This window comes from Paenibacillus sp. J22FR83 (assembly GCF_059691955.1).
On record NZ_JCAUAM010000001.1, the window covers coordinates 41600 to 68212 of the forward strand.

The following is a 26613-nucleotide window of genomic DNA, read 5'->3' on the forward strand; positions in this document are numbered from 1 at the left end:
TTCCCCCTCACATTAAAATATCCGATAACCCGTAAACCGGTTGGCTAGTTTATTCGAAATGACAATCAAAATGAAAGCAATAACGGATTTAAACAATCCTACCGCCGTCGCTACACCATACTGCGCATCTACTAAGCCGATCCGGTAAACCATCGTATCAATAATATCGCCTGTGCTGTAGACCATCGGACTGTACAGATTAAACACCTGATCGAAACCAGCGTTCAGCACATTTCCTAAACTCAGTACAGTCATCAATGTGACAATAGGCAGCATGCCGGGAATTGTAACGTGAATTGTCTGCTTCCAACGGTTCGCTCCATCTACAACCGCAGCTTCATACAAGGATTGATCTATGGCTGTGAGGGCAGCTAAATATACGATTGTGCTATATCCGAATTCCTTCCAAGTGTCAGATGCGACAAGTGTAAAAGGGAACCAGTTTTCATTGCCAAGGAAAAAAATAGGTTGAATGCCAATTAGACCAAGCATCTGATTCACAATGCCGCCTGAAGGCGAAAGAATATCAATTAATATGCCTCCCAGGATGACCCAGGATAGAAAATACGGGAAGTAAATAATCGTTTGAATCGTACGTTTGAAAGCCGTGCTTATGACCTCATTTAAGAGAAGAGCAAATATGACCGGCACAATCAAGTGCACAAGTATCTTCATGACTGCAATGAAAACTGTGTTCCACACGACGCCGCCAAAATTAGGCATCTCCAGCATATAGCGGAAATTATCGAGCCCAATCCATTTGGAATGGAATATACCTTTGGATGGCACAAATTTTTGGAAAGCAATTACGATCCCGGCAATCGGGACATAACTAAAGATAATTGTCAGGATGACACCGGGTAATAGCATAAGATGCAAAGGAATTTCCTGCAGTTTTTTATTCATATCCGTTTGTACTCCTCTCCGTTTGCATACATGGGCAAATAACGAAGGGGAAAGCAGTGTACGACCGCTTCCCCCTAAGCTCCAATCTCGTATTAAGCCGTCAATGTCTTATTTACTTTTTGCGTACCACTCGTTGACTTCCTTCGTAATCTGATCTCCGCCAAGCTTCTTCCAGTCATCAACGAATTTATCGAATGTATCGATGGACTGGCCCATAATAATCTTCGTAAATACTTCCTCTTCCAACTTCAGAAGCGAAGCATTCTTTTCAACCATCGTAGGTGTTGCTGCACCATAGAAAGCGTCCAACATATAGTTATCGTCTTTCACGTACTTGCTGATAACGTCGAAGCTGCTCGGCGTACCGAATACGCGCTCTGTACCCCAATTCGCATTGTTACCTTTGCGGTAGTCTACAATTTTGTCATAGTAGCCCTTCTCTTCCGTCGTTAGTTTGGACGGATCGTTCGAAGCAATTGCGCTGAGCGTGTTGTTATGTGCGCTCAAGTTTTTATTCGCTGGCTCTGGATTCATTAGACTGTAGAGATAGACAGGAACATTCGTAGGGGAGAAGCTCATCTCTGGTTTGATCTTCTTACTCTCGTCATAGCCATCCATTGCGAAGTTGAGAAGCTTGATAATAGCTTCTGGATTCTTGCTCTTCTTGCTAACAGCGTAATACCTTTGAATCGGCATTTTACCGATTGGCGTTGCCTTCTTATCATCGACAGACACCAGTGGGATCGCTTTCCAATCTGCCTTCGGATCGTTATCGATGTTCTTCTGAATGATCGACAATGGCGCTGACATGCTGCCGTAGAAGATACCTACTTTGCCTCCAACAACGGATTCAGTTACCTTCGCTCTGTCTTTAACACCAAACTCTTTGTCGAGCAAGCCTTGTGCGTACATATCCTGAAGTTGTTTCAATGCTGTTTTCACTTCTGGTTGAATACTTCCATAGACAAGTTGCTTACCAGATGCATCCTTCACCCATTTCCCAGCATACGCATGAAACCCGGAGAAGAAACCCGTTGTTCCGAAATGTGTATCTGCTAAGAACGACTTCGTGAAAGCCATCCCGAACGTATCGTCCTTGCCATTGCCGTCTGGATCTTTCTTCGTGAATGCCTCTGCAACCGCCAGCACTTCCTTCATCGATTTCGGCTCCGAAAGTCCAAGCTTCGTTAACCAATCCGCCCTGACATATAAGAGCGGTAAACCGTCGATGGCCGATGATGTCTGTGGAATGGCCATCAGCTTGCCGCCAATTTTGGCTGTATCGAAAGCTTTCTGATCCTGTTGCAGAATGCTCTTCGCCATTGGTGAGGCATACTTGTCATAAAGGTCCGTCAAGTCATAGAGCATATCATTATCAGCCAAATCGGTGAGTTGCTTGTTTTTCAACCACATGACATCCGGCAAATCGCCGGCAGCAATCGCTACATTCAGCTTTTGATCAAATTGCTCGACAGGCACGGTCCATTGATATTTCAAGTTGATATTCAAATCATTCTGATAAGCTTTGGTATAAATATTATTCTCAATCGTGTCGCCATTTTCATACTTATACGTTGCTTCTGTGTAGCGCCAAGCTGTAATATCGACTGGTTTCTCATACTTCGCCATTAAGTTCGCGTTCGGTGTTGCAGAAGCATTAGGCGTTGCCGATGCCTGACTATCTTTCGATCCCTCTGAACTACAAGCTGAGAGCACCAATAGTCCTGCCGCCGAGAGAATAACCGCCGTTTTCGCTTTATCTCTTTGTCTCATGTGAACCTCCCCGAAAGATGTAAATATACTAGCGTTGCTACATCTCTAATGGTACTGCTCAGCCATTCGGCATTCAATATTCATGTTTTTACATTTGAATCACTTGTTTACTTGTTGAATATCGATGTCCGATACTCAAGTGGCGTCATACCCGTAATCTTGCGAAAATATCGCGTAAAGTTCGTCGCCGTTCCATAACCGACTTGCTCAGCAACCTCTTGAATTTTAATATTCGGATTCTCAAGTAAACTCTTGGCTCTTGTCATACGGGTCGAAGAAATATAATCGGATAAATTGTTGCCAGTTACCTGTTTAAATAATCGTGATAAATAGGACGGATTGAAATACACTAATTCCGCTAATTTCACCAGCGAGACCTCATCTGGATTATGAAGGTTATCTTTAATATGCTTCTGAATCAAGGAAATAATGGCATTCGCCCTTCGCTCTTCCTCTTGATTCTGAAGATTGAATAGAATTTCTTCAACACGTGCGAGATACTCAAAGGCGATCTTCCATGACTCGTGCTCCCCAGGCTGCATAAGCTTGTGAAGTCCGATCTGTGTCGCAACCGTCTCAACCAAATTCCAACGATTCATATAGGATAAGAAGACCAATCCAATGGCATAATAAAGCTCTTGCGCAGGAACATCATGCATGCTGTCGATTTCCTTCAATGAATTGGCACAAGCAAGCAGCGTCTTGCTGAATTCCATCCGTTGCCCATGTTCTAATTGATCAGCGAGCTGCTCCAATTTGGCTTGGCGAATCTGTGGCTTCTCCCGGTGGCTGCCGTCCGACTGTTGGAGCTCTTGCTCCACCATCTGTTTGTCCAGCAAGAGCATACCGCTCCCTTGACCAATGCGATAATTCATCAACATCGTGAGGGTCGCGAAGCGTTCTGCTGCATCAGTCCACGCTACTGTACTGTCATCAAGCACGAAAGACAATAACTCCCCGACAGATTCCCGACAGGCCGCCTGTACCAACTCCAGATTCCCTTTTACGAACGTCAATGTTCGCTTCCATCCCTCTTCATCCAAATGATCCCCAAGCGGTTGAATTAGCCAAATCAGATCCATATGCTCATTCACCACATCAACAAAAGACACGTGTGAAGACAAATATTGCTCAGCGATCCGCTTAATTCTGTAGAGCTGCCGGGACTTTTCGGAATAAGTCGTCCGATTCGATAAGCTGTTAATTCGTCCAAGCATAATGAGAATAGGCCGATCTGCTTGGAGCGATATCGCTAGCTCATCAAATTGCTCTTGATGAATCTCCTTTATGTCTAACTGCTCATTCAGAATACGCTTTACATATTCGTTCTGAAGCATACCCCGCATGTTATCCAATTGCTCTTGGGCTATTTTCAGCAGGGACTGCGCCTTGAGCTCCGTTTCAATTTCCGTTACCGCATGCTCCACCATCTGTATGACTTTCGCGTACCCCTCGGTCTTCAGTAAATAACTTACCTTCTCATACTGAATAGCCGAGTAAATATAGGAAAATTCATTGTATCCCGTCAGAAAAATAACTCGGCATTGCGGCCATCTCTCACGAATCTTCTCTAGGAGCTGCAAGCCATCCAGTCCTGGCATACGAATATCGGTTAGCACGATATCGAAGCGCGTTCGATCGAATTGCCGAACAGCCTCCATACCTGAATAAGCTTTATACACATCCAACTCCAGTTGCGGGATGGACTGCAGCACTTCGTACAACCCATCTGCAATGATCATCTCATCGTCTACGACCAGTACTCTGTACATTTATACGCCTCCGTTCATGTGATCAATTACAATTGTTACCTTCATACCGCCCCATTCACTTCGCTCCACAAATAGACCACTAGACGCTCCAAACTTCAAACGAATTCGTTGGTGAATATTCAAAATACCAGTCGTCTCCAACCCTTCTTGATTGGATAAAGCCTCGTTAAGCAAGGCAATTCGTTCTCCATCAAGCTCCTCACCGTTATCTTCAACCATCATCTGAATCTCGTTCCCAACCTTAAGAAGACGAACCCGCAACATGCCTTTCGCAGGCTTTCTTTCCAAACCATGTTCGAAGGCATTTTCAATAATCGGCTGCAAAATTAACCTCGGTACCATGACATGTCCGATATTTTCAGGCAAATCATCGAATTCGACCCGAAGCCGATTCGAAAATCGCATCGTTTGAATTTCGGCATATACTTTGGCGTGATTGACTTCTTTCCAGAGCGGTACCTCATCTGAGCTATTCCGTGTAACAAATTGAAAATACTCGCCCAACTGATTCGTGAATTGCTCGAGATTCTCGTAATCACCAAGGCGTGCCATCGTACTCAGAATAAACAGGTTATTGTAAAGAAAGTGCGGGTTAATCTGCGATTGCAGCTGTTTCAATTCTGCTCTCTGGGTTAAAATCTGCTGTTTATACACCTGATCAATTAAGGATTTCAAATTTTCAAGCATCACATTGAATCGTTTATAAATGTACTGGAACTCATCATTAATCGCATGCTCGATACGAACCTCGAAATCGCCATGTTCGATTTTCCGAAAAGCTTTGACCAGCTTATCCAGCGGTTTGTGAATATATTTGTACACATATAACGAATAAATAACAATAATAACGAAGGCTACGACTGCAAGTAATAGAAACCAACTCCTATACTTCTGAAGCGGTTGAAACACTGCGTTTTCCGGCACATATTTGCTCAACACTGCACCGAAAAAGTTAGATGACGTATATACAGCCAAATAATGCTTATCATGGATAACAAGTTTCTGTGCATTGCCAATATTCGTGCTACTGGACATATGGGCAGAGATTTCCTTATCGAATGCCGCATCGTGACTTGTTGTGATAACAAACTGTGAGCTATTGAAAATCAATCCCTCATCGGGCGAGTTAATCATTAATTTCAAATGATCCTCCAGCTTTTCCTTCGACAGTTCGATGGCTACAATGAATAGCGGGCCTCTTTTACTACTAGGTGTAGAGAAGGGATACACAGCGCTTAGATACATCCTGCCATCCACATTCATTACCTGCGAATCCAACGTCAATGGAATATTCCTCAACTTTTCAAATTCCTGCTGATTAAAAGAGGAGATTGTCAACGCTGAGACGTTTTTTTGAATAGCAGGGATGTAAGCGTACACATCTTTAATATACGTCGAACTGTTGCGAATGGCATTCAGCCGCTGCTGAAGTCTTAGTATGCTTTGCATCTTCTCAATATCATTCAACGAATCCGGAATTGCTCCTAATGCATTTAAATTATCATCGCTTAACACATCGTACTGCAACGTTTGAATGCGTCTGAACTCCTCCTCCAATCCGCTGAAATACCCAGATACTTGCGAGATCATAGATTTGGATATTTCGTCCTGCAACGTTCGGATCCCCCAATTATAAATAATCATGCTGAGGATATAGAGTGGTAACAGAATGCAAATAAACGAGAGAATCAATCTTCTGAGCGCATTTTTCTTCCAAGGATGCCTCGTTAGATTCAGATTCATAGTAATCCCCCTTTTGTGAAAAAAAAAAATATCCACCTCTATATTCATTCGGATCCTCTGTAAGACTACCCGAAAGTTAGTTTAGTAGCAATACTAACATGAACCGTACCAACTTTGAAGTGAACAATTCTAATCATTAAGACTCATATCAAATAAATGGATTTTATGTTGTTATTTCCGTCGATTCTTACCATTTGGGAGCAATAGATGGATTTCCTACAGTTAATTTCTGCTATAATCCTCCAAACTATCAATCTCGCTTAATTTACATGTATCTTCTCCATCTATTCACTGAAATACAATGAATTCGGCAACATTAAATGGATATTTTCCATTTATTTGAAAATATAGATGAGAAGACAAGAAAAAACACCGTCGCAAGGAAGGTGTCTTCGTACTTTCTGTCATCTTGTCTTCTTTATTTCAACTCCGCAGCTGGCTCAATCAATCGATGGCGATACCACCGATCTCCCTTGAAACGCCAAAGGAAGATGAGCCCACGAACGCCCCATTCAATATTCATGGCTAACCATACGCCGATAATACCCATGTGAAACATGATGCCTAGCACATAGCCCAGAACAACCCGGAATAGCCACATGGACAACATGGAAGTCACCGATGTGAATTTGGAATCTCCCGCAGCGCGCAGCGCAGCTGGCAGAAGAAAGCTGATTGGCCACAGGGGAACCTGCGCGATTGCATTAATCAACACGATAATGAAGAGCTCCCGAATGATATCTTCTGGCGGGTGAAAAAAACTGATCAACGGCTTGAACAATGGAAGCAGGATCAGTGCCGTCAGGAAAAGTGTAAACGATGCAAGCCCAAGGAACGATTTGGTAAACTTGCGAGCATCTTTCACATTTTGCGCACCCATACATTGTCCAATCACAGTTACCGTCGTTAGAGACAGCGCGGCAGCAGGAATCTGTAACAATCCTGCGAGCGTCCCGCCAATCGCATTCGTCGCCATAGCGTGCGTCCCTAGACTAACGATAAACACTTGGGTTACAATTTTACCCCCATTAAAGAACATTTGCTCGGCTGCAAAAGGAATCCCGATAAATAAAATCTTCTTCATCATCGCGATATTCACATGAAGTAAGTCGTATAATCGCATTTGGAAATTCGTATCTAATTTCACCACATACAGCACAGCTACGATTGCCGCGAGAAATCTGGACACATTCACAGCGATAATCAACCCATGCACGCCCATATGTAAGAATTGAATACATATTACGTTCAGTAGGACATACGATAGATTCATGATTAGTGAGAGTTTCAAGGATGTCCGGGACTTCCCGATCCCCCTTAATGCACCGCAAACCGCCTCAACAATCGCAATACCCACATAAGAGGCACTACTCCCTATCAGATAGGTCTTGGCATAAGCGAAAACCTCCGGAGAGGCTGTTCCGAATAGCAGCGTTAAGACTGGCGTATGAAAAACAATCATTAACAAGCTAATGGCGAGCGCAAATGCTGACACCAGAGAAATGGAACTGGCTGCAGCTTTGGCTACCATGCCTTCATTTCCGCTTCCTTTATACTGAGCGACCACCACCGTTCCGCCTGTTGAAACGGCTACGAATACGCTGATCAGAAATATTTGCAGCGAATCAATCATACTTACTGCACTAACGGCAGCTACGCCTGATGAACTAATCATCGCAATATTCACCAAATTAAGCCCAACAAGGAAAGCCTGATCGATAAGGATCGGTATATACAAGCCAATAATCTGTTGATAATCCATCACTTTGCCGGAGAAATGCTTATGCATCCAAGCTTTCCGTCTCAAGCTCCATGCAGTTCCCATCACATCATCTTCTTTTTCGTTATATTTATCATGCTGTATGATCTCAGTGAACGCTACACTGCCTGCTCCTCTATGGGTGAATCACACATGTCGAGTGGGAGACGAAGTGTAATTCGCGTTCCCATGTGATGACCACTTTCAAATAGAAATTGTGACTCATCCCCATAATACATCTTCATTCGCGCAACGACATTTCGCAACCCGAACAGGTCTTTTTCTTTTTTGGTATCCGTAGAAATACCTTCGGACGCTTGTCTAGCTGCTTCTTCTAACTTGGCGCAGATATAGTCCAGCCTGTCCTTGCTAACACCAACGCCATTGTCGCGTACTTCCAGGACGAGATAACCGCCATCCACATAGGAAGAAATGGCAAGTTCCCCGCCGCTGCTCTGTTTCTCTAAGCCATGCAGCACAGCATTCTCGACCAATGGCTGAAGGAGGAGCTTCAGCACATGATAATGCGCACTTTCCTCCGCAATATCGAAGCGTACCGTGAAATGGTCCAAGAATCGCAATTGCTGCACTTTAATATAATATTTCAAATGTTCAATCGTTTCCTTAACAGTAAAGGTCTCATTCCCTTTATTCAAGCTTAAACGGAAAAATTTTGATAGATTCAAGACCATTTCGCTAATTTCATCAGCTTCATAGTTTTTGGCCGTCCAATAAATGGAATCCAAAGTGTTGTAGAGAAAATGCGGATTAATTTGAGATTGCAAAAATTTCAGTTCCATTTTGGATAATAAAAGCTGCTTCTCGTAGTGATCTCGAATCAGTGTTTTCTGATTCTCCGCCATTCGGTTAAAGGACTCAATCACATAGCCTAATTCATCGACCCGGGTATCCTCCAATTGAATGGTGAAATTCCCTGTGCGGAGCTGCTTCATCCCATACGCTAATTTGCGCAGCGGCGCGGAGATACCCCGATAAATAATCCAAGAAGTCCAAATCGCCAAGACTAAACTAACGACTAAAATGCCATAAGAGAAAACTTTCAACGAGTCGGTATGACTCCGAATTTCCCATAGGGGCTGCTCCATCATCAGCGACCATCCAGATAGCTTGGATTTCACACTGATCGTGACCATTTCCGTTCCTGTCTGAGGCGATTTGCGAATCGTTCTGACTTTGTCGCCCTTCTCCCTAACTTGGTTATTCACACTTCCACCTGTGCCCGTGATCGATCTTCCGTCATTATCGAAGAGATAAATATTCGCGTTCTTGGAAGGCAGGAGAGGTTTCGCAAGCTCGATAAGTGCACTCTTTTTGACAGATAAAATAAGTAAATTCGGATTCATCAGCGTGCGGTTATACGGATCCATCGTCCGAATCAGATGCACACTGTCTGCATCAAAGTAGGATTCCCCTACCTGCGGTGTAAAAAAAATCGTTCCCCCGTTTGCCTCCATCAAATGCTGGTACCACTCTTGGTTCTCCGCCCCCGCAGGCAGCTTGCCTCCACCGAATTTGGTAGAAATGACAGTGCGCGAAGGCATATGAATAATCGTGATTTGATCTACAATGAGATTGACAGTCGTCATGCTAGTGATCTGATCCATGACTTGGGCAAAGCGAACGAACGACTGCTTTTCCGGCTCTTGACCAACAGACTGCAACGTAGTGTTAACATTCGAATCGAACGCGATCAAGGAGGACAGCTGTTCAATATTTTGCAAGGTGAGGTCAAGATAATCCGTCATGGTATGCAGAGCTCCCTGTGTTCTTTCCCCCGTCTGCACTTCCAATATCACCTGCGATTTGGCAATGGCAAATAAGCTAAATCCGGCTAATGGGAGTAAAATAAGGAGAAAATACCAAGTTAACCGAACTTGAATATAACTGGTTAGTAATTTACGAATTCGGGATATGAACTCTTTCATCATGGGTTGGTTTCTCGCCACCATTCATTCACTTCCCCAGTAATTTCATCGCCCCCAGCTTCCTTCCACTTTTTCACAAAAGCGTCGAACTCTTCTATAGGGCTTAAGCCGGCAATAATTCGCGTAAATGTATCCTCTTGAAGCTTAGATAGCTTCACTTGATGCTTCCCCATTGCTGGTGTTGGTGGGCCATTGAATCGGTCAACCATCAAATTCTGTTCGATCCGTTGGATATTATCATATAGTCGGAACTGTAAACCTAGAGCTTCCAACCGATCTCGCGTGACATTGGGATCTGCAACATCCGCTAACGCACCGTAGATCCCACGATAGCCGTGCTTCGAATGCTCATCAAAACGTATGGACAATTTCCCATTGACCCTTGTCCAAATTTCGTTCTCAAAGCCGAGCTTTAAACTCGTTTGTCCTGGACCTGCGATGAAATCCAAAAACTTAACGACTGCTTCGGCGTTCTCGCTTTTGTTCGGAATCACGTTATAGGATCGGACGTTCGTCGTGCTGTAAACACCATGTTTCCCGTTCGGACCGATTGGGAAATCCAGTGGGATCCACTCCGCGTTGGAATCAGCTTTGCGATTTGCGGCTATATGTGCGCGCGTGTCTGACCACGCTGCTGAGAACAAACCTACGCGTCCGCTTACAATTTTTTCGCCAAGCACATCAATTTTATTCAAAGGGAATTCGGGATCTAGAATATCAGCGTCATATAAGCCTCGCAGATACAGAAGCGCCTCCTTCATTTCTGGAAGGATTCCCGAGTAGACCAATTTACCGTCTCGTTCGTACCACGCTTTCATTTGCACACCAAATGCACCTAGAAATGGCGAAGTTCTGCGCAGCCGCTCCAGTATCGATAAACCGTACGTATCTCTCTTCCCATTGCCATCTGGGTCTCTCTCAGCAAATGCCTTCATCACCGCCGTATACTCGTCGATTGTCTTAGGAGGCTGCAGTCCTAGCTTATCCAGCCAATCCTTCCTGGCATAAATAATTTCGGTTCCCTTCACCTCGTTCAGACTCGGGATCGCATAGATCTTGCCATCTACGGTGACATTATCCCAAGCTTCCTTGGGAATTTTGGCTTTCAGATTTGCTCCGTACTTATCAATATAGTCATCCAAAGGCGTCAGCGCCTTCTGATTTACGAAATGAATAAACCACGATGGATCGCTTGTATTCAACAAATCCGGAGGCTCGCCAGACGCCATAATGACATTAAGCTTTTCATCATAGCCATTGAGCGGAGGGAGCGTCACATTGACCTGAACACCGATGTTCTTCTCGATATAGCTGAGATACGGATTATGATTCTCATCCATCCCCTCCGGGAAATTCATACCTAGGCTGTTCGCGACGATTCGAATTGCAGGTTCACTTGCTGCACTTATGTTATTCTCTTCCTTTAAAGTCAAATTTGAAATACCGCAGCCTGCAATTAAGCAACAAGTGATCATGACTAGAAATGCTGCCCTCGTTCGTCTCATCATTCCAGTATTTCTTTGAGAACAGGCGTGAGTCCGTCAGCCATAAACAGAAATCCTAGATCAGTCGGATGCACGCCATCGACAGTGGTTTCGTGCCCTTGTTCGCCTAGTAACCTTGAACCATCATAGAAATAAATGTTGGCATCCCCATTTTCTCGCAGGAGCTCGACCGTGCGGCGCTGGACGCCTTTACGCTCTTCCTTTTCCAACCTCAATGCCTCGCTATACCGTTCCTTCGCATAAGTAATACATGAAACCACAAGAATTGGCGTATACGGATGCTTATTTCGATAGATACGAATGAATTCGGGCAACGTGGTTTGCAAGCTCTCCGTGGAAACGCAGTTCGCCTCATAATCCAAGACGAGACAAGCGGGATCCGGTATTTCTGCTAGAATGTGCGCAAGCTCGGGCTCTCCTTTGCCATTACCTGAGAAGCCTAGATTCAGAAATTCCCTATTCACTCGCCTGGATAGTATATTGGGATAAGCCATTCCAGGACGGGTAGCACAACCTCCCTGCGTGATGGAAGTCCCGTAAAAGATGATCTTTTCGCTGTTATCGTAGGCTGGTGGAGGTGCGATTTGAGCCGATGGATCCAAGCCAATCCACACTTCCTGAACGCCTTGGTACAATGGGAAATTCAACGTGACGCTTCTATATGCTCGGTCCATATCTGTAAACATAACGCTTTCATATTCCGTTTGTTTCGCATCGTAGCGCGTTGTACTGCAATAGAACTGTTCACCTGGCTCACCGATGTAACAATCGAATCCGCATTGACCTGTTGCTGGCATATGATACATATTGGCAGCGCTGGACAGCTTCACTTTAATGGAAAGCGAGACCGCATTGGTCGTAAAACGAATTTGCCCGCCGGCTGTACAGTTTGCTATTTGATCCACCGCTTCGGGCAGTACCCAGGCAGGTTTTGCTGGCAGACGACGGTATTGCTGTTTCTCTTTCAGCCATCCAAAACCTGCTACATAAAAAGGTTGCTCGAGCGGCGAGTACCACTCCAATCCTTGATCACCCATTTGTGGAATCCTCATATTCGCATCCAATTTCAGAACGTCATTTGATGGCGGTTGATTACTCATGGTCATCTCTCCCCTAATTATGATTTCGTATCCATTCTGTTATCTTACTAGATAATCTTTCTTCGCCCTCGCTTGTACAATCCCTTTTTTTTCACCATGAATGGGTTATTAAAGTACCAAAAGAAGTCATCGTCCTCCGCTGTGACTATGAACCCGCTGTAATACAATAGGGATAACCTGTAAATGCTTGCAGGTGAATTGGTTAAAGGAGGGACAATCATCATTGGTGAACACGACAAGCAATCCCCATACACACACTTACCAGGCTGATATCGTCGTGATCGGCGGCGGAACCGGCGGCTATGCAGCCGCGCTAGCCGCTGCCAAATCCGGAAAAAAAGTAATCATGACCGAGGAAACCGACTGGATCGGCGGCCAATTAACGAGCCAAGCCGTTCCGCCAGATGAACACCCATGGATCGAACAATTTGGCTGCACACGCAGTTATCGACAGTTCCGAGATGGTGTGCGTGACTATTACCGCCGTCATTTCCCACTTACCGCAGACGCGCGTTCTCGACCGCTGCTTAATCCTGGCAATGGCGGCGTATCACGGTTATGCCATGAGCCGCGGGCAGCATTAGCGGTCCTGCACGAGATGCTGGCTCCTTATGTTAACAGTGGGCGGTTGCAGATTCTAACTCGTCATCGCATAGAATCCGTAGACGTGGACGGCGATGATATCCGTTCCGTTCTCGTTCGCAACTTGACGAGCGGCGATAGGATAACGCTGTATGCGGCTTATTTCCTTGACGCCACCGAATGTGGCGATGTGCTGCCACTTGCGGGTGCGGAATATGTGACAGGAGCTGAGTCCAAAAGTCAGACTGGCGAGCCGAATGCCGTAGAGGGCGATGCACTGCCGCAAGACATGCAGGGATTTACGCAGTGCTTCGCCATGGACTACATCGAAGGAGAAGATCACACCATTCCAAAGCCCGAGCGCTATGACTTCTGGAAAGCGTACAAAGCGGAGTTCTGGCCAGATAAGTTGCTCAGCTGGTCGGGTGTTCGTCCGAGCACATTGGAACATGTCTCCTATGAACTGTTTGAAGGCACGGACAAGTACTCCTTATTCTTCTATCGGCGCATTATTGATGGCCGCAATTTCGAGGAAGGCTTTTACCCTGGCGACATTACACTGGTCAATTGGCCGCAGAACGACTACTGGCTAGGATCCGTGATTGACGTCAGCGCCGAAGAAAGAGAGCAACACTTATGGGATGCAAAACAACTCAGCTTATCGCTGCTGTATTGGCTGCAAACCGAAGCGCCTAGGCCAGATGGCGGGCAAGGTTACCCTGGTCTTCGCCTGCGCCCGGATATTGTAGGCACAGACGACGGGCTCGCTATGTATCCCTACATAAGAGAGTCACGCAGGATCAAGGCCGAGTTTACCGTCCTTGAACAACATGTGAGCACAGCTTGTCGTCCTGACGGGAAAGCGGAACAGTTCCATGATTCCGTTGGCATTGGCTGTTATCGCATAGATCTCCATCCAAGTACAGGCAATCGTCACTATATCGATATCTCTTCGCTGCCTTTCCAGATTCCACTTGGCAGCTTAATCCCAGTACGCATGAACAATTTGCTGCCAGCTTGCAAAAACCTAGGCGTCACCCACATCACCAATGGATGTTACCGACTGCATCCCGTCGAATGGAACATCGGCGAAGCCGCCGGGTTTCTCGCAAGCCGCTGCATCGACCGTGGCATCCTGCCACGCGAAGTGCGCAACGAAGCTTCTGAACTACGCATTTTCCAAAATATGCTTGAAAGTTACGGTATCGAGCTGGCTTGGCCTGCGATTCGTCCCGTTTAATATGTGAAAGATGAGGTGCATGTTCATGAGTAAAATACGTATTGGTGTCGTAGGCGCAGGTTCCATATCCGAAATGCATTTGAAATCGTATCATACGAATCCAGATGCTGAACTATATGCCATCTGTGACTTGAACGAGGAACGCGCGAAGGCCAAAGCAGAAAAATACGGCATTCCACATGTCTATACGAGCTATGAAGATCTGTTAGCGAACGACGCAGTAGATGCGATAAGCATTTGTACATGGAATAACAGTCATGCCCAAATCTCCATTGCTGCCTTGGAAGCTGGCAAAAACGTACTCACCGAAAAGCCGTTGTGTACATCAGTCAGCGAAGCGCTGGCTGTTGAGGACGCCGTTCGGCGGACAGGCAAAACGCTGCAAGTCGGTTTCGTTCGCCGTTACGCATCGAATACCCGTATCATCAAATCGTTCCTCGATAACAATGAACTCGGCGATATTTATTACGCGAAGGCTTCCTGCATTCGTCGTTTGGGCAACCCTGGCGGCTGGTTCTCTGATGTAGATCGTTCAGGAGGCGGTCCTCTGATTGACGTAGGTGTACACGTAATTGACCTATGCTGGTATTTGATGGGCCGACCTAAAGTAAAGTCGATTTCTGGTAATACCTACAAAAAGTTAGGTAATCGCGCCAATGTGAAGAACTTGGCCTTTTACAAAGCTGCCGATTACGATCCTACGCACAATACTGTCGAGGACTTGGCCAATGCTTTGATTCGATTTGAGAACGGCGCTTCGATTCTCGTAGATGTTAGCTTTACGCTGCATGCCAAGGAAGATGAATTAACAGTGAAGCTCTATGGGGAGAAAGGCGGAGCAGAATTAGAGCCTCAGCTCTCCATCATTACGGAGAAATACGATACGATCTTGAACCTCACTCCGCAAATTAATAATTTGAGCTTCGATTTCGTCGCTGGCTTCCAGGACGAGATCAACTACTTCATTGAAGTGTGTCAAGGTATCAAGGAGACTCTTTCTCCTGTACAAGATGGGGTTGAGATGATGAAAATACTTTGCGGCGTCTATGAATCTAGTGAAAAAGGTGAAGAAATCCGTTTCTAGGGAAGGAATGTGAAACCAATTGAAAAATTCGAAATGGCTAATCATGACTTTATTGATTACACTACTCGCTTCTTCTTGGTCCATCACCGCATCTGCGGCAACCAGTCCCACTGATTTCATTGAAGTAGAAGCGGCTCCCGTCGATATCACCATCGATATTGAGGGTCCGCGCAAGCAAATTAATGCCATTGATACGGATATGAGTCGAATCACCGATTATGTCGCACTATACACTACGGAATTTGCAACATCCGTTACCGTTGGCACCACCTCCGTCGGTGTTGTCGTCGATGCGACAAATCATGTCACTCGAGTCGTCAATCCATCCGTTAACGGCGGTGTGCCTGTCTGGACAGGACCGACAACCTTGACGATCCCGCAAGGCGGTTTCATTCTTGTCGCGAATGATGACAGCTGGGCGAACAAAACCTTTAAACAGTATCTAGCGAAAAACTTCAAGGTTGGCGATCTCATTAAGCTGCGAAAAAATGGTGAAGTAGTCCCTGTTTCCGCACTCATGACAGGTCAAGGGCCTCAAGCGCGCCTTAAATTGGACAACGACGATTGGTTTACGGTAACCTCGCCGAAAACGACGGTTTCCGGCAAGTTGGAAAACTTGGAGTCAGGTGTCGCCTATGCGATTCGTATCAACCAACTCACCGTTCCTTTGCAGGCGAATGGCTCCTTCCAAAGCGAGGTCAACCTCACAGAGGGCGTTAATTATCTGGATATCGTCGCCTCCAAGAACGGCGTAGAGAATGATCGGAAAACACTTGTTGTGTTTTATAAAATACAAACGAGTGCCGCCAAAGAGGTCGTCCTCTGGGTCGACCAAGGTACCAATATTTTCAAACTGCAAACGCCTGAAAATATCCGGGATATGTTGACCAAAGCGAAAGATGCTGGCGTGACGGCGGTTGCGCTTGATGTCAAAGGTGTCGAGGGCTTTGCCAACTATAAGAAGAACGATTTGACTGGGCGTCCGCACATCTCCCAGATGACAGCACCGACGCGCGCGGGTGCCAATCCGAATTTGGATATGTTGGAAGAGTTTATCAAATACGGGCATCCCCTTGGTATTAAAATCCACGCTGCCTTCAATGTATTTGCCGAAGGCTCGCCTGCACACAACGAGTATGGATTGCTCAACCAGCATCTAGATTGGGAAGAGCAGGTGTATCGTCCCGAGGATAACGGTCAAATTCTGCGTCTGCGAGAAAGCAAATACTATACATCGGGTAAGTCCCTTGTTGCATTTGTTAACCCTGCCAATGATGATGTTAGAGCGTTTGAGTTGAAGAATATGGAAGAAGTCATCAAGAACTACGATGTAGACGGCGTTGTTCTTGATCGTACCCGCTATGACAACGAAACGGCCGACTTCAGCCCGCTGACACGCGCGAAGTTTGAAGCGTTTCTTGCTACACGGGGTAAGCAGCTGACGAATTGGCCTGCGGATGTTTTCAGTTACGTGAACAATGTTCGCCAAGCGGGTCCGCTCATCAATGACTGGTGGGAGTTCCGCTCGCAAGTGATCAAAACGTTTACAGATGAAGTTCGTTCCCTAACCGATCGTTATTCCGCTTTAAAAGGTCATAAGGTTTATTCCTCCGCTTATGTGGGTTCTTGGTTTGAGTCCTATTACTTGAACGGCGTCCATTGGGGCAGCCCGAATTTCAAGTACGACAGCCGTTTGCAACTACCGGATGATAGCCTTTATACCGACTCCTATGCGCAAACTGGTTATTCGGGCAACATCGATTTCTTAATGATTGGGACGTATCAAACGACACAAAAGGAAATTGAACATCATATTACCTTGGGCAATATTGTAACTAACGGTGAAGTACCGATGTACGCCAGTATTGCTTTGGCGAACATCCAAGACCCGCCGTTGCAGCGTTCCGTGTTCCAAGCAGGCTTGTCGCAATCGAATGGCCTCATGCTCTTCGATCTGTCACAAGTCAACTGGTCTGTGGTAAAAGCATCTCTCCATGATGTCGCATACGTCAAGGATTATCAAATCGGCTCCAGTATACCGGGTAATCCTGAGTCATTCCTTGAAGGGGATCTCTTCAATGTGAGTCGGAACGAGAATAATCTCAACATCTATTCGGATGACTTCGGACAAACGACTGCCACCAGCACGTTCGGTGTAGAAGCTGTCGTGGACAGTTCAGGTAAAGTCACCAAAGTCGTGAACCAACCCCAGGCGCTTACTTGGAACTGGACCAATATGTCGCCTAATAATAGCGTGATTCCACAAGGCGGCTTCGTGATCTCTGCACTGGATGCTTCCGGTGTGCGAACCCGAAGACAGTTAGTCGCAAGGACCTTCAAGGTTGGCGATGACGTTCGTTCAGCTGTGCTTCGCGGGTATTTGGACTATGCGAACACGAGCACCGCACTGAGCAATCTAGAGATCAAAGGCGAAGTGGAAGTGATTGGAACGGGGACGGCACGTGTACTTCTAAATAGTGTACCAGCTGAGGTGTCCAGTAATGGAGACTTTATCGGAAATGTCCCGCTTGCCATCGGCGTTAATAGCGTGCAAGTTTCCGTCTATGTCGACGATCGCAAGACAAATGAAAAAACGATAACCATCACACGTACAGCCCCAACGTTAACAGGGATCGAATTGGATGCTCCAGCGTATCGTCTTGTTGCAGGCGATACACATGCTTCGGTTACGACCGCTGTTTACTCAGATCAGACAAGAGTCGTTGTCGCTGGAGCTTCCTACAACTCCAGTAATCCATCGGTAGCAACGGTTGCCGCAGATGGTACCGTTACGGCTTTGAGGGCAGGAACTACCGAAATTACGGCTACGTTTGAGGGCAGAACCGCTAAGTCCGTCATCACTGTCGTAGATGTGACACGTCTCAGCTTCGACGAAAACAAACACAGTCTTGTCAAAGGTGACACGTACCAAGTACCGCTTAAAGCAACTTACTCCGATGGTGTAGATGGCTACATCAACCAAGGTGTGACCTATAGCTCTTCCCACGATAAAGTAGCGTCCATTACAGCTGACGGCATCATCACAGCAGTGAAGCCAGGTTCCGCTACGATCACAGCCACCTATCGAGGCAAGCAAGCGGATATTAAGATTAAGGTATTCAATAGCCATAAGGACAAAAGTGAAGAGAGCTTGACTGATTTTGATGAAGACCTTGAGTAATTAAGCCTCCCCTCCCTCTCCATACTCATACCGTTGCTTTGCAGGAGATAGTCGGATGAACCGACTATCTCCTTTTCTATTTGTCACTCCCTCGCATGAACAAAAAAAAGATCCAGCCTCTTCCCAAAGAAGAAACTGGATCTATGCTCATTTCAGTTGCAGCCACTGATAAGGGGTCTTCGCTGCCCTCGCTCCAAAGTCAAGAATCGTTGCTATTGCCAACGTTTCCTCTTGAGCGACTGGCGGCTTACCCGAATCGAAGAATCCTACCAAATTTTCGATAAATCCCCCGAAGAAATCGGACTCAATTTTTAGAAATTTCGATGATCCCGCCTCATAATTAAGTGCCATGCTAAACGGACACTCCCAGCCATACAGGTTGATCATGGCTTGCCGACCGTCCGCATACCCAAGCAGCAGTGCTGGCGTATTCGCTGTCCCCGTCCACATCACGCGTCTCACCTCTGTCCCCATTAACGAGACGATTGGCTCTACTTGATGAATGGCATAGTTGGCATACTGACCAGGCCCTAGGCAATTAATAGACTCAATCCCAGTCTTCTCAATGCCGGCATACTCCGTTGCAAACCGCAACGCAGAGGTTGAGAACATGGGTGTTCGGTGCTTCTCGGCGAGTTCAAACATCCGTAACGCAGCTGCGCGATCTGGAGCAAACGTTTTATCAATATACGTTGGCTTGCCCGACTGCAGCGCCAACTGTGCAAGCTCTTCATGATACTCAGGGTGATCTGGCGAAAGAACGACCAAATAATCACTTTGCTCCACGACTTCCGCAATGGCATCCAGCAGCTGAATCCCTTTCTTCTGGCACCATTGCGCATTACTGAGCTTTCCATCCTGATTCGTCTTCCCATAAGCATACGCAACTTGCATACGTCCATTCGACGCCTTATCAATCCATGCCGGATATTTCTCCGCATGCCACTCATCTAGAAAATAATCGATAAATCCTATCTTCTTCATGTCAAATCTCCACTCCCTCATGTAATGAAAACCCCCACGGTATCACCGCAGGGGATTTCTCACCTATTTCTTGTTCGCTGCATACCATTCATTGGCCGCTTTGGTCATTTCTTCCCCGCCATCCGCTTTCCACTGTGCTAGGAACTTATCATAGTTTTCGAGCGGTTCTGCACCCGTAATGAATTTCAAGTACGTATCTTCCATCAGCTTTTGCAACTTCAAGTTGTATTTCCCAATCGCTTCTAACGGTGGTGCAAAAGCAAGTGGATCCAGCACAATGTTGCCTTTAGCCGCTTCCTGTATTTTATTGAAGGAATCCGTTAAGATCGGATCTTTGCGAACACGCGCTTGCCAGTAGATCGGATAATTTTTCTCATCCACACCTGTCAAGAACGTAGATGCATTGTTGTATTCATCATTGAATTTCGGCAGTATCGGGAAATAATTGCCGTTTTCCAACTTATAGTGAACGCCTTCTTTACCAATCGCCGCTTCTTTGAAAATATCTTTATCCAGCTTCAGATCCAAGTATTTAATAATATCTTCTTTGTTATCCGCCCATTTCGGTATACCGACATAGAAGCTGATCCCTGCGCTGCCCATGACTTGGACTTTGCCATCATCCCCTTTGAGGTAAGGGAAACTACCGATTTTGGCATTTGGGGAGTTTTTCAAGAGCGCATTTTGCACAGTCGGCGCGTTAAAATACGCATTTGAAATGATTGCCGCTTTGCCGCTTGTGAAATTCTCGATCACTTTATTCGCTTGGTTCAGCGACCATTCCTGATCGATCAATTTCTCCGTGTACAGCTTCTTCATGAATTCCAAATATTTCTTCATATTCGGATTCTCAACGGAATTCACCAATTTACCGTTGACATCCTGCCACCCAGTCGTCGCTGTCCCCTGAACCATCGGTATGCCAAAAGTAGGAAGCACCTCAGGCAATAGCGGGCTTTTCCCGCCAGACATACCGATGACATTTTTCTTTTCTTTCAATGTTTTTAGAACCGTATACAATTCATCACGTGTCGTTGGTGCTTTCAAGCCTAGCTCATCCATCCAATCCTGACGAACGATTAGCTGTGTATTTACAATTGTCCCTGATCCTGTTTGCGGGATGCCGAAAATTTTACCATTCAGCTTCGCACCGTTCCAAGAAGTCTGGGAAATCACATTTTTCATATTCGTACCATATTTGTTGACCAACTCATCAATCGGCTCCAGCGCACCTGAAGCTGCTAACTTCGAATATTGAGGTCCACTAAGCAGCATATAAGCATATTTCTCTTTGTTCGCCATCAGCAAATTGAGTTTGTCATCTGGATTCTCAACCGGCAGCATGTCGTAGGTCACCTTGTAGCCCGTTTTTTCATTCAGGAACTTGGCGACAACTTCGGTATTGGGATCAAAACGTGCATACTGCAGCAATGCTTTGAATTCCGGTTTTGGCTTATTCGCATCGGCGGTTGCAACAGGTGCCGCAGATGGGGCTGGCGTTGTGGAACTACTTGTAGTTGAACCGGTTCCACCACAAGCTGTAATCGCCGCTGTCACCGCTGTAATGGACATGAGAACTAACATTTTTTTCACCATGTAAGAGCCTCCCTATTTTTCCCTATGAGTATGGATACTGCCATATACCAACAAACTTGGAACCATTGCAGAGTTGGCCCACCACCACCCTTCACAAGTGATATCATCCCTTCACAGAACCTACCAGGACACCTTTAACAAAATATTTTTGCAAGAAAGGATACACGCATACGATTGGAAGTGTAGCAAGTATGATCGAGGCCGCCTGAATCGACTGCGGTGATACGTTCAATGAGGCATCGACGTTCGTCCGCATGAATGTATCCGTGGAGGAGACGAACAATTCCTTCAAGTACAATTGCAACGGCTTCAAATCAGCAGAGTTAATATAGATAAGCGATGTAAAATAGTCGTTCCAGAATGTCACCGCATAAAATAAGGCAATCGTCGCAAGTACAGGCATCGAAAGAGGCAAGATAATTTGTGCAAATATCCGCATATTGCTGGCCCCATCCATTTTGGCCGATTCTTCCAGGCTGTCAGGCAGGCTTTCGAAGTAATTTTTGACAATGAGCATATTGTAGACGTTAATCATATACGGTAAGAAGAGAACCGGGAGCTTATCAATGAGATGGAGCTTGTGCATAAGCAGATACGTTGGAATCAGACCACCGCTGAACAGCATCGTAAATAAATACATGAGGATGAACAACTTCCGTCCCCTTAATCTTGGTTTGGAGAGCGGATATGCGGCTAGTGTCGTCATGAAAAGCGAAATGAGTGACCCCACAATCGTTACGGTAACGGAGATCGTAAAGGCACTTAGAAACATAGCGTTGCTAGCCACATACGTATAAGTCCCTATTTGGAAATCAATCGGATATAGACTCACCATCCCCGAAACAACAGCCGCCTCGCTACTTAATGATTTGGCAATGAGGTTAACAAACGGAAAAATGGTTGATAAGCCCAATAAAATAAAGATGGCGTGATTAGCCACAGTGAACACTTTCTCGCCAAGCGATAATGGGATGGCTGAGGACTTTCTGCTGTGCCTAGATTGTAAACTGCCCTTCATATTCATCTCAGATCCTCCTTATGCTGGATGCATCATTTACCAGATACCTCGTCCAAAAAACTTTCGTGCCAGTCCGTTCCCCGTTAGAATCAGAATAAACGCAACAACAGATTCGAATACCCCTACAGCTGTCGAAAAGCTATAATCCTGTTCACCGAGTCCAATTCGGTACACATAGGTGCCAATAACGTCTGCGACATTGTAAACACTCGGATTATACATGACGAGGATTTGTTCCGTTCCGGCTTCCAACACATAGCCCAGACGCAGTATGAACATGAGCAAAATAATGGGGATCAGACCAGGCAACGTGATATGTACAATTTGCTTCCATTTGTTAGCGCCATCGATCTTAGCTGCTTCATATAAACCGGGATCAATACTTGCTAAGGCAGCTAGATAGATGATCGTGTTCCAACCTGTCTCTTTCCAGCCAGCCGTCCCAATGAGCACAGAACGAAAAATTTGACTGTCTAAGAAAAACCGAATCGGTTCACCGCCCATGGCGACGATCATTTTGTTCACGATACCACCATTCGTGGAAAGTAAATCGATGAATAATCCACTGACAATGACCCAAGATAGGAAGTGAGGTAAGTAGACAACGGTTTGAATACTTCGCTTGAAGGCCATGTTCTTCAATTCATTAAGCAGGATCGCAATAACGATCGGTAGTGGGAAGAGAAACACAATTTTGTAAAGGGAGATCAGTAACGTGTTCTGAAATACCTGCAAAAAACTTGCCGACGAAATCAATTTATCGAAGTGCTTCATCCCAACCCATGGACTCGCTGCCATCCCATCGAAAATATTAAAATCCTTGAAGGCAATGATAATTCCGTACATGGGGGTGTACTTGAACAGCAGGAGAAATGCGATGCCAGGCAGGAGTGCGAGATAGAGATCCCAATCTTTCCTGACATCGATTCCCAATTGACGCATATATCTTTTTTTAACATTTTTACTGGTAGCTGGGACTGCTTCTTCCGTCGTATTCGTTTCGCTCAAGGTGCCTCCTCCTTCGTGATCACTTTCTAAACCTAGTGTATCATCCCGCGTTTTAATGCGAATTAGAGGAATATTACTTGTTTTGGTACTTTCATAACTTCTCGAATAGGAAAAAGAAAAAACCTTCCCGAGAAATCCGAGAAGGACGCTTACCATCTTATTTGGTTATTAATTACGTATTTCCCCAGGCGTGACACCCCAGTATTTACGGAATACTCTTGTAAAATAACTAACATCTCTGTACCCCACGGCAGATGCGGCATCATACACACGTGAGCCCTCCTGCAGAATCGCTTTGGCCCGCTCCATTTTGCGCTCCATCACATAGGTAGAGAAGGCTTTACCCGTTTCCTGTTTAAATAGACGGCTCAAATAGGAGGAATTCACATACATTCTGTCTGCGACAGCATGCAAGGTCATTTCCTGGTCGATCTCGTTTTCCACGAGGCTAAGAATGGTTTTGATCATGCCATGGCTGGTCGATTTGCGCCTCTCACCGGCATAGGCCAAATAGGCCTTGATCATCCGCTGCAGCCAGTTGAAGATCTGCTCCTTAGAAGCCAGCTCCGCATGGTTATGGAAATAAACATAATCCTCACCAGCTACTTCCCGTACGGGCCATCCCTGCTTTTGAATCATGCCTACGAATAAACAAGTAAAATACAGAATATGCTCACGAATTTCATCTACGGTCTCCGCTTTCGCCATGCCACCGTTCCAAAGCGCAGTTAACATCTCTAATGCGGTATCCCCATCACCTGTTTCAAGCGCAATTTCAAGCGTTTTCTCATGGTTCGGCTGAAACGTCAGTTCCGGATCACTCCCTTGCTCCGCCCGGTAAGGAATCGCCAGATCATGGCCCAGTACAATGCGATCTTGTAGAGCACGTACGGCTTGAATATAGAGCTTATTCATATCCGCTAACCTGCCGGTCATCCCGCTGATTCCCGCACTGGCACTAAGTTTGAGACAGCTTTTTACCGTAAATAACAATTTTTCGGTTAATGCATTTATTTTTTGCAGCGCCAATTGAGGTTCTTCTTCACGATCCACTTGAAAAATGATGACTGTACATCCCGTATAGGTGGTAGAAACCCAACAACGTGCAGACGATTGCATTTCCTTAACAATACTGCTGAGCGAGAATTGCAGCAATGACATGTCTTTGCGGCTAAACCGGTTGTCCGTCTCTGAAATCGGGTCCATATCCATAATCGTCACAGCGTAAACAGCATCCTCTTGCAAATTCAACTGCAAATCCTTCGACTTCTGACTAATCTCCCAGTTCTCGTACTTCCCATTCAACAAACCTTGGAAAAATTCATTAACCAAATGCGGAAGATGCAGCTTCCATTTCAACTTCAACTCATCTTCATTATGACGCTGCTCAAGCTCACTTCGCAGTTTCTCTGCGGCTTCGAGCACGGTCCCCAGTATTTCCTCATCACCCGCTGGTTTTAATAAATACTTCATGATACCAAGCCCGAGTGCCTCCTGGGCGTAAGCAAAATCATCATGACCGCTCAGTACAATAATTTTCAACAATGGATCCACTTGGCGCAAATGTCTGGCTAGCGTTAAGCCATCCATTTCTGGCATCTGTACATCCAGCAGAATGATGTCTGGCTTTTTACGGTCAATCATTCGCAGTGCTTCCGTCCCATTGCCAGCTTGACCCACAACTTCAATACCGTGCTTATCCCATGGAATGTTATTCGCTAACGCATTTCGGAGACGGATCTCATCTTCCACGATTAATAAATTCATCCAGAGACCTCCACTCGGAAATTATTTCACTTGCTTCCTCTGTGCGTAATATAGAAGTTCTTGTACGCCTTGTAGTGTATTCATCAATTGTTGCACGACAACAGGATGGATCCCCTCATTCATTTGATGTTGGGATAGCAACTGCTGTAACTCTGCTAACGCTTCATTCAAAATGGGAAATGCCCCTTCGTTTTGTAAAACAACAACAACAAACGCATCCAACCTATCCACAATGGCAATCGCAGCATGCTCATCAACCGCAAGACGCGGAAGGTAAACGTGTTCCACATCCGCTTTGACCGCCTCCAACAACGCTTGAATCGCGCGCAGTGGGAACAATCCCGTGGATATCGCAGCGTTTCGCCATGGACCGAGTCGCAGCGCGCGAATCATATCGTCCGTCGCTTGGCCGAAGGCAAAGATGACCGTACCCCTGTCGATATCCTGCGCTGCAAGTACCTGTTCGATCGTTTCCTGAGCGCTTAATTGCGCATACATCGGGTAAATACCGCTGTATACAAGATTACCAGGCATCAACTCTTCTTTATGTAATTGGACAGAGGGGCGAACCTCCGAGGCTGTTGAATGATAAGCCTGTGGGATAACGATATCAACGTGCTGCGACCAACTACCAATTTTAGTAGACTCCGCTCCCGGTTCCGGTGCAGCCGATACAACTAAATTCGGGTTGATCTGCTTCAATTCCTTGTACAGCTGCGAAACAAAATCATCCTCCTGTCGCTCCAGCCATCTCACCCATGTCATCCAAAGATCCCCCTGCTCATTAGCTATCTCCAACGGATCCCTTCCATGTTCACGTTCAAAGGCCTCTCGGGCATGCTTGCTGAAGCAATAATTATGCTGCCAATCCTCGTCCCCATGCGGGAACCTCATAAAATCCAAATTAATACCAGCCACTGCGTATGTAGAAACAATCTCTCTAATAATGTCCATGAAATACGCTCGAACGGAAGGATTGGTCAAATCAAGCCAATAATAACCTGTCTCCTCCTGAGGTAGTGGCTTCTGTGAATGCGCTTGTCGATAGGATAGCGCAGACCACTCTGGATAAACTCGCAGAACAGGTCCTCCCGTTGGGTCGACACCCACCATAAATCCGTCCAACCACGCATGGACTGCAATTCCTCGAGACTCTCCTTCCTGGGCGAATGCTTCCAATGGGTCATACCCATGAAAAGCAGGATGCTGTGCTTCGATCCCATGTCTCATTGCCGTATGACTTGGGAAAATCGTGTATCCCCATAACCATGTCTCCAGATACAACTCATTGAAACCAGCCGCTTGTATGCGATCCAACGTACGGCTCACTTCTTCTCGACTTTTCTCAACGGGACGATACCAGACTCCTCGCGCTTCCGCTACTCGACTCGGTAGGGAATGCAGGTATCCCTCCCATGCCTCCGTTGATGCAAGCGTCGCCTTACTTAGACAACTCTCCGTATCGGTAGCAGCGAACTGTCGCGCCTCTTCAAGCAGCTGTTCGGCTCTTGCTAGATGATGCCTAGCCACGTCATATGGGGCGTTGATATAGTGCTCCCAGTTCGTCTCTATCCTTCTCTTTGCAGTTGTAATATGACTTGCTACCTGCTCTAAACAACGTTCGATTTCCTGATTAGGCATGGGTCAAG

At 46.0% G+C, this 26613-nt stretch carries 17 protein-coding genes; 3 read left to right on the top strand and 14 right to left on the bottom strand.

Annotation, left to right across the window (positions count from 1 at the left end; translation table 11 throughout):
• Positions 1 to 12: 12 nt before the first annotated feature.
• The 8 genes from AC58PV_RS00130 to AC58PV_RS00165 all read right to left on the bottom strand — a co-directional run bounded on the left by AC58PV_RS00130 (position 13) and on the right by AC58PV_RS00165 (position 12504).
• Complete coding sequence (locus tag AC58PV_RS00130; RefSeq protein WP_497430266.1) at positions 13 to 906, bottom strand: ABC transporter permease; 894 nt, start codon at positions 904 to 906, stop codon at positions 13 to 15.
• Between the two features lie 108 nt (positions 907 to 1014).
• Positions 1015 to 2679, bottom strand: coding sequence for an extracellular solute-binding protein (locus tag AC58PV_RS00135; protein WP_497430267.1), 1665 nt, complete (start codon positions 2677 to 2679; stop codon positions 1015 to 1017).
• A gap of 107 nt (positions 2680 to 2786) precedes the next feature.
• On the bottom strand, positions 2787 to 4451 hold the full coding sequence (locus tag AC58PV_RS00140) for a response regulator transcription factor (RefSeq protein ID WP_497430268.1): 1665 nt from the start codon (positions 4449 to 4451) through the stop codon (positions 2787 to 2789).
• Positions 4452 to 6194, bottom strand: a complete 1743-nt coding sequence (locus AC58PV_RS00145) for a sensor histidine kinase (protein ID WP_497430269.1) — start codon at positions 6192 to 6194, stop codon at positions 4452 to 4454.
• Positions 6195 to 6612: 418 nt separating this feature from the next.
• Entirely contained in the window at positions 6613 to 8019 is a 1407-nt protein-coding gene (locus AC58PV_RS00150; protein ID WP_497430270.1) for an MATE family efflux transporter, read from the bottom strand.
• Between the two features lie 53 nt (positions 8020 to 8072).
• The gene (locus AC58PV_RS00155; protein WP_497430271.1) at positions 8073 to 9923 is read right to left on the bottom strand and encodes a cache domain-containing sensor histidine kinase; all 1851 of its coding nucleotides are present in this window, start codon (positions 9921 to 9923) and stop codon (positions 8073 to 8075) included.
• Positions 9899 to 11407, bottom strand: coding sequence for an extracellular solute-binding protein (locus AC58PV_RS00160; RefSeq protein ID WP_497430272.1), 1509 nt, complete (start codon positions 11405 to 11407; stop codon positions 9899 to 9901). The genes AC58PV_RS00155 and AC58PV_RS00160 overlap by 25 nt, the downstream gene beginning before the upstream one ends.
• Entirely contained in the window at positions 11404 to 12504 is a 1101-nt protein-coding gene (locus AC58PV_RS00165) for an SGNH/GDSL hydrolase family protein (protein ID WP_497430273.1), read from the bottom strand. The genes AC58PV_RS00160 and AC58PV_RS00165 overlap by 4 nt, the downstream gene beginning before the upstream one ends.
• 226 nt (positions 12505 to 12730) lie before the next feature.
• On the opposite strand from AC58PV_RS00165, the gene AC58PV_RS00170 reads away from it, so the two are divergent.
• The 3 genes from AC58PV_RS00170 to AC58PV_RS00180 are packed head-to-tail and all read left to right on the top strand — an operon-like array spanning position 12731 to position 18591.
• Positions 12731 to 14326 (top strand): FAD-dependent oxidoreductase, encoded by a 1596-nt coding sequence (locus tag AC58PV_RS00170; protein WP_497430919.1) that lies wholly within the window; start codon positions 12731 to 12733, stop codon positions 14324 to 14326.
• 25 nt (positions 14327 to 14351) lie between these two features.
• The gene (locus AC58PV_RS00175) at positions 14352 to 15410 is read left to right on the top strand and encodes a Gfo/Idh/MocA family protein (protein WP_497430274.1); all 1059 of its coding nucleotides are present in this window, start codon (positions 14352 to 14354) and stop codon (positions 15408 to 15410) included.
• Between the two features lie 19 nt (positions 15411 to 15429).
• Complete coding sequence (locus AC58PV_RS00180) at positions 15430 to 18591, top strand: Ig-like domain-containing protein (protein ID WP_497430275.1); 3162 nt, start codon at positions 15430 to 15432, stop codon at positions 18589 to 18591.
• 147 nt (positions 18592 to 18738) lie between these two features.
• Here the strand turns inward: AC58PV_RS00180 and AC58PV_RS00185 are convergent, their stop codons facing one another.
• The 6 genes from AC58PV_RS00185 to AC58PV_RS00210 all read right to left on the bottom strand — a co-directional run bounded on the left by AC58PV_RS00185 (position 18739) and on the right by AC58PV_RS00210 (position 26605).
• A complete protein-coding gene (locus AC58PV_RS00185; protein WP_497430276.1) occupies positions 18739 to 19575 on the bottom strand; it encodes a Gfo/Idh/MocA family oxidoreductase in 837 nt (278 codons plus the stop codon).
• A gap of 63 nt (positions 19576 to 19638) precedes the next feature.
• On the bottom strand, positions 19639 to 21171 hold the full coding sequence (locus AC58PV_RS00190) for a type 2 periplasmic-binding domain-containing protein (protein ID WP_497430277.1): 1533 nt from the start codon (positions 21169 to 21171) through the stop codon (positions 19639 to 19641).
• Between the two features lie 103 nt (positions 21172 to 21274).
• A complete protein-coding gene (locus AC58PV_RS00195; RefSeq protein WP_497430278.1) occupies positions 21275 to 22195 on the bottom strand; it encodes a carbohydrate ABC transporter permease in 921 nt (306 codons plus the stop codon).
• 30 nt (positions 22196 to 22225) lie between these two features.
• Positions 22226 to 23131: an ABC transporter permease gene (locus AC58PV_RS00200; RefSeq protein WP_068663776.1), complete on the bottom strand. Its 906-nt coding sequence runs from the start codon at positions 23129 to 23131 to the stop codon at positions 22226 to 22228.
• Between the two features lie 234 nt (positions 23132 to 23365).
• Positions 23366 to 24964, bottom strand: a complete 1599-nt coding sequence (locus AC58PV_RS00205) for a response regulator (RefSeq protein ID WP_497430279.1) — start codon at positions 24962 to 24964, stop codon at positions 23366 to 23368.
• 21 nt (positions 24965 to 24985) lie between these two features.
• Complete coding sequence (locus tag AC58PV_RS00210) at positions 24986 to 26605, bottom strand: glycoside hydrolase family 10-like protein (protein WP_497430280.1); 1620 nt, start codon at positions 26603 to 26605, stop codon at positions 24986 to 24988.
• Between the last annotated feature and the right edge of the window lie 8 nt (positions 26606 to 26613).

What these genes read in the sequence shown, in the direction of transcription:
- AC58PV_RS00130 (WP_497430266.1), bottom strand. Translation starts at nt 906, where the DNA reads ATGAATAAAAAACTGCAGGAAATTCCTTTGCATCTTATGCTATTACCC.
- AC58PV_RS00135 (WP_497430267.1), bottom strand. Translation starts at nt 2,679, where the DNA reads ATGAGACAAAGAGATAAAGCGAAAACGGCGGTTATTCTCTCGGCGGCA.
- AC58PV_RS00140 (WP_497430268.1), bottom strand. Translation starts at nt 4,451, where the DNA reads ATGTACAGAGTACTGGTCGTAGACGATGAGATGATCATTGCAGATGGG.
- AC58PV_RS00145 (WP_497430269.1), bottom strand. Translation starts at nt 6,194, where the DNA reads ATGAATCTGAATCTAACGAGGCATCCTTGGAAGAAAAATGCGCTCAGA.
- AC58PV_RS00150 (WP_497430270.1), bottom strand. Translation starts at nt 8,019, where the DNA reads ATGGGAACTGCATGGAGCTTGAGACGGAAAGCTTGGATGCATAAGCAT.
- AC58PV_RS00155 (WP_497430271.1), bottom strand. Translation starts at nt 9,923, where the DNA reads ATGGTGGCGAGAAACCAACCCATGATGAAAGAGTTCATATCCCGAATT.
- AC58PV_RS00160 (WP_497430272.1), bottom strand. Translation starts at nt 11,407, where the DNA reads ATGATGAGACGAACGAGGGCAGCATTTCTAGTCATGATCACTTGTTGC.
- AC58PV_RS00165 (WP_497430273.1), bottom strand. Translation starts at nt 12,504, where the DNA reads ATGAGTAATCAACCGCCATCAAATGACGTTCTGAAATTGGATGCGAAT.
- AC58PV_RS00175 (WP_497430274.1), top strand. Translation starts at nt 14,352, where the DNA reads ATGAGTAAAATACGTATTGGTGTCGTAGGCGCAGGTTCCATATCCGAA.
- AC58PV_RS00185 (WP_497430276.1), bottom strand. Translation starts at nt 19,575, where the DNA reads ATGAAGAAGATAGGATTTATCGATTATTTTCTAGATGAGTGGCATGCG.
- AC58PV_RS00190 (WP_497430277.1), bottom strand. Translation starts at nt 21,171, where the DNA reads ATGGTGAAAAAAATGTTAGTTCTCATGTCCATTACAGCGGTGACAGCG.
- AC58PV_RS00195 (WP_497430278.1), bottom strand. Translation starts at nt 22,195, where the DNA reads ATGAATATGAAGGGCAGTTTACAATCTAGGCACAGCAGAAAGTCCTCA.
- AC58PV_RS00200 (WP_068663776.1), bottom strand. Translation starts at nt 23,131, where the DNA reads ATGCGTCAATTGGGAATCGATGTCAGGAAAGATTGGGATCTCTATCTC.
- AC58PV_RS00205 (WP_497430279.1), bottom strand. Translation starts at nt 24,964, where the DNA reads ATGAATTTATTAATCGTGGAAGATGAGATCCGTCTCCGAAATGCGTTA.
- AC58PV_RS00210 (WP_497430280.1), bottom strand. Translation starts at nt 26,605, where the DNA reads ATGCCTAATCAGGAAATCGAACGTTGTTTAGAGCAGGTAGCAAGTCAT.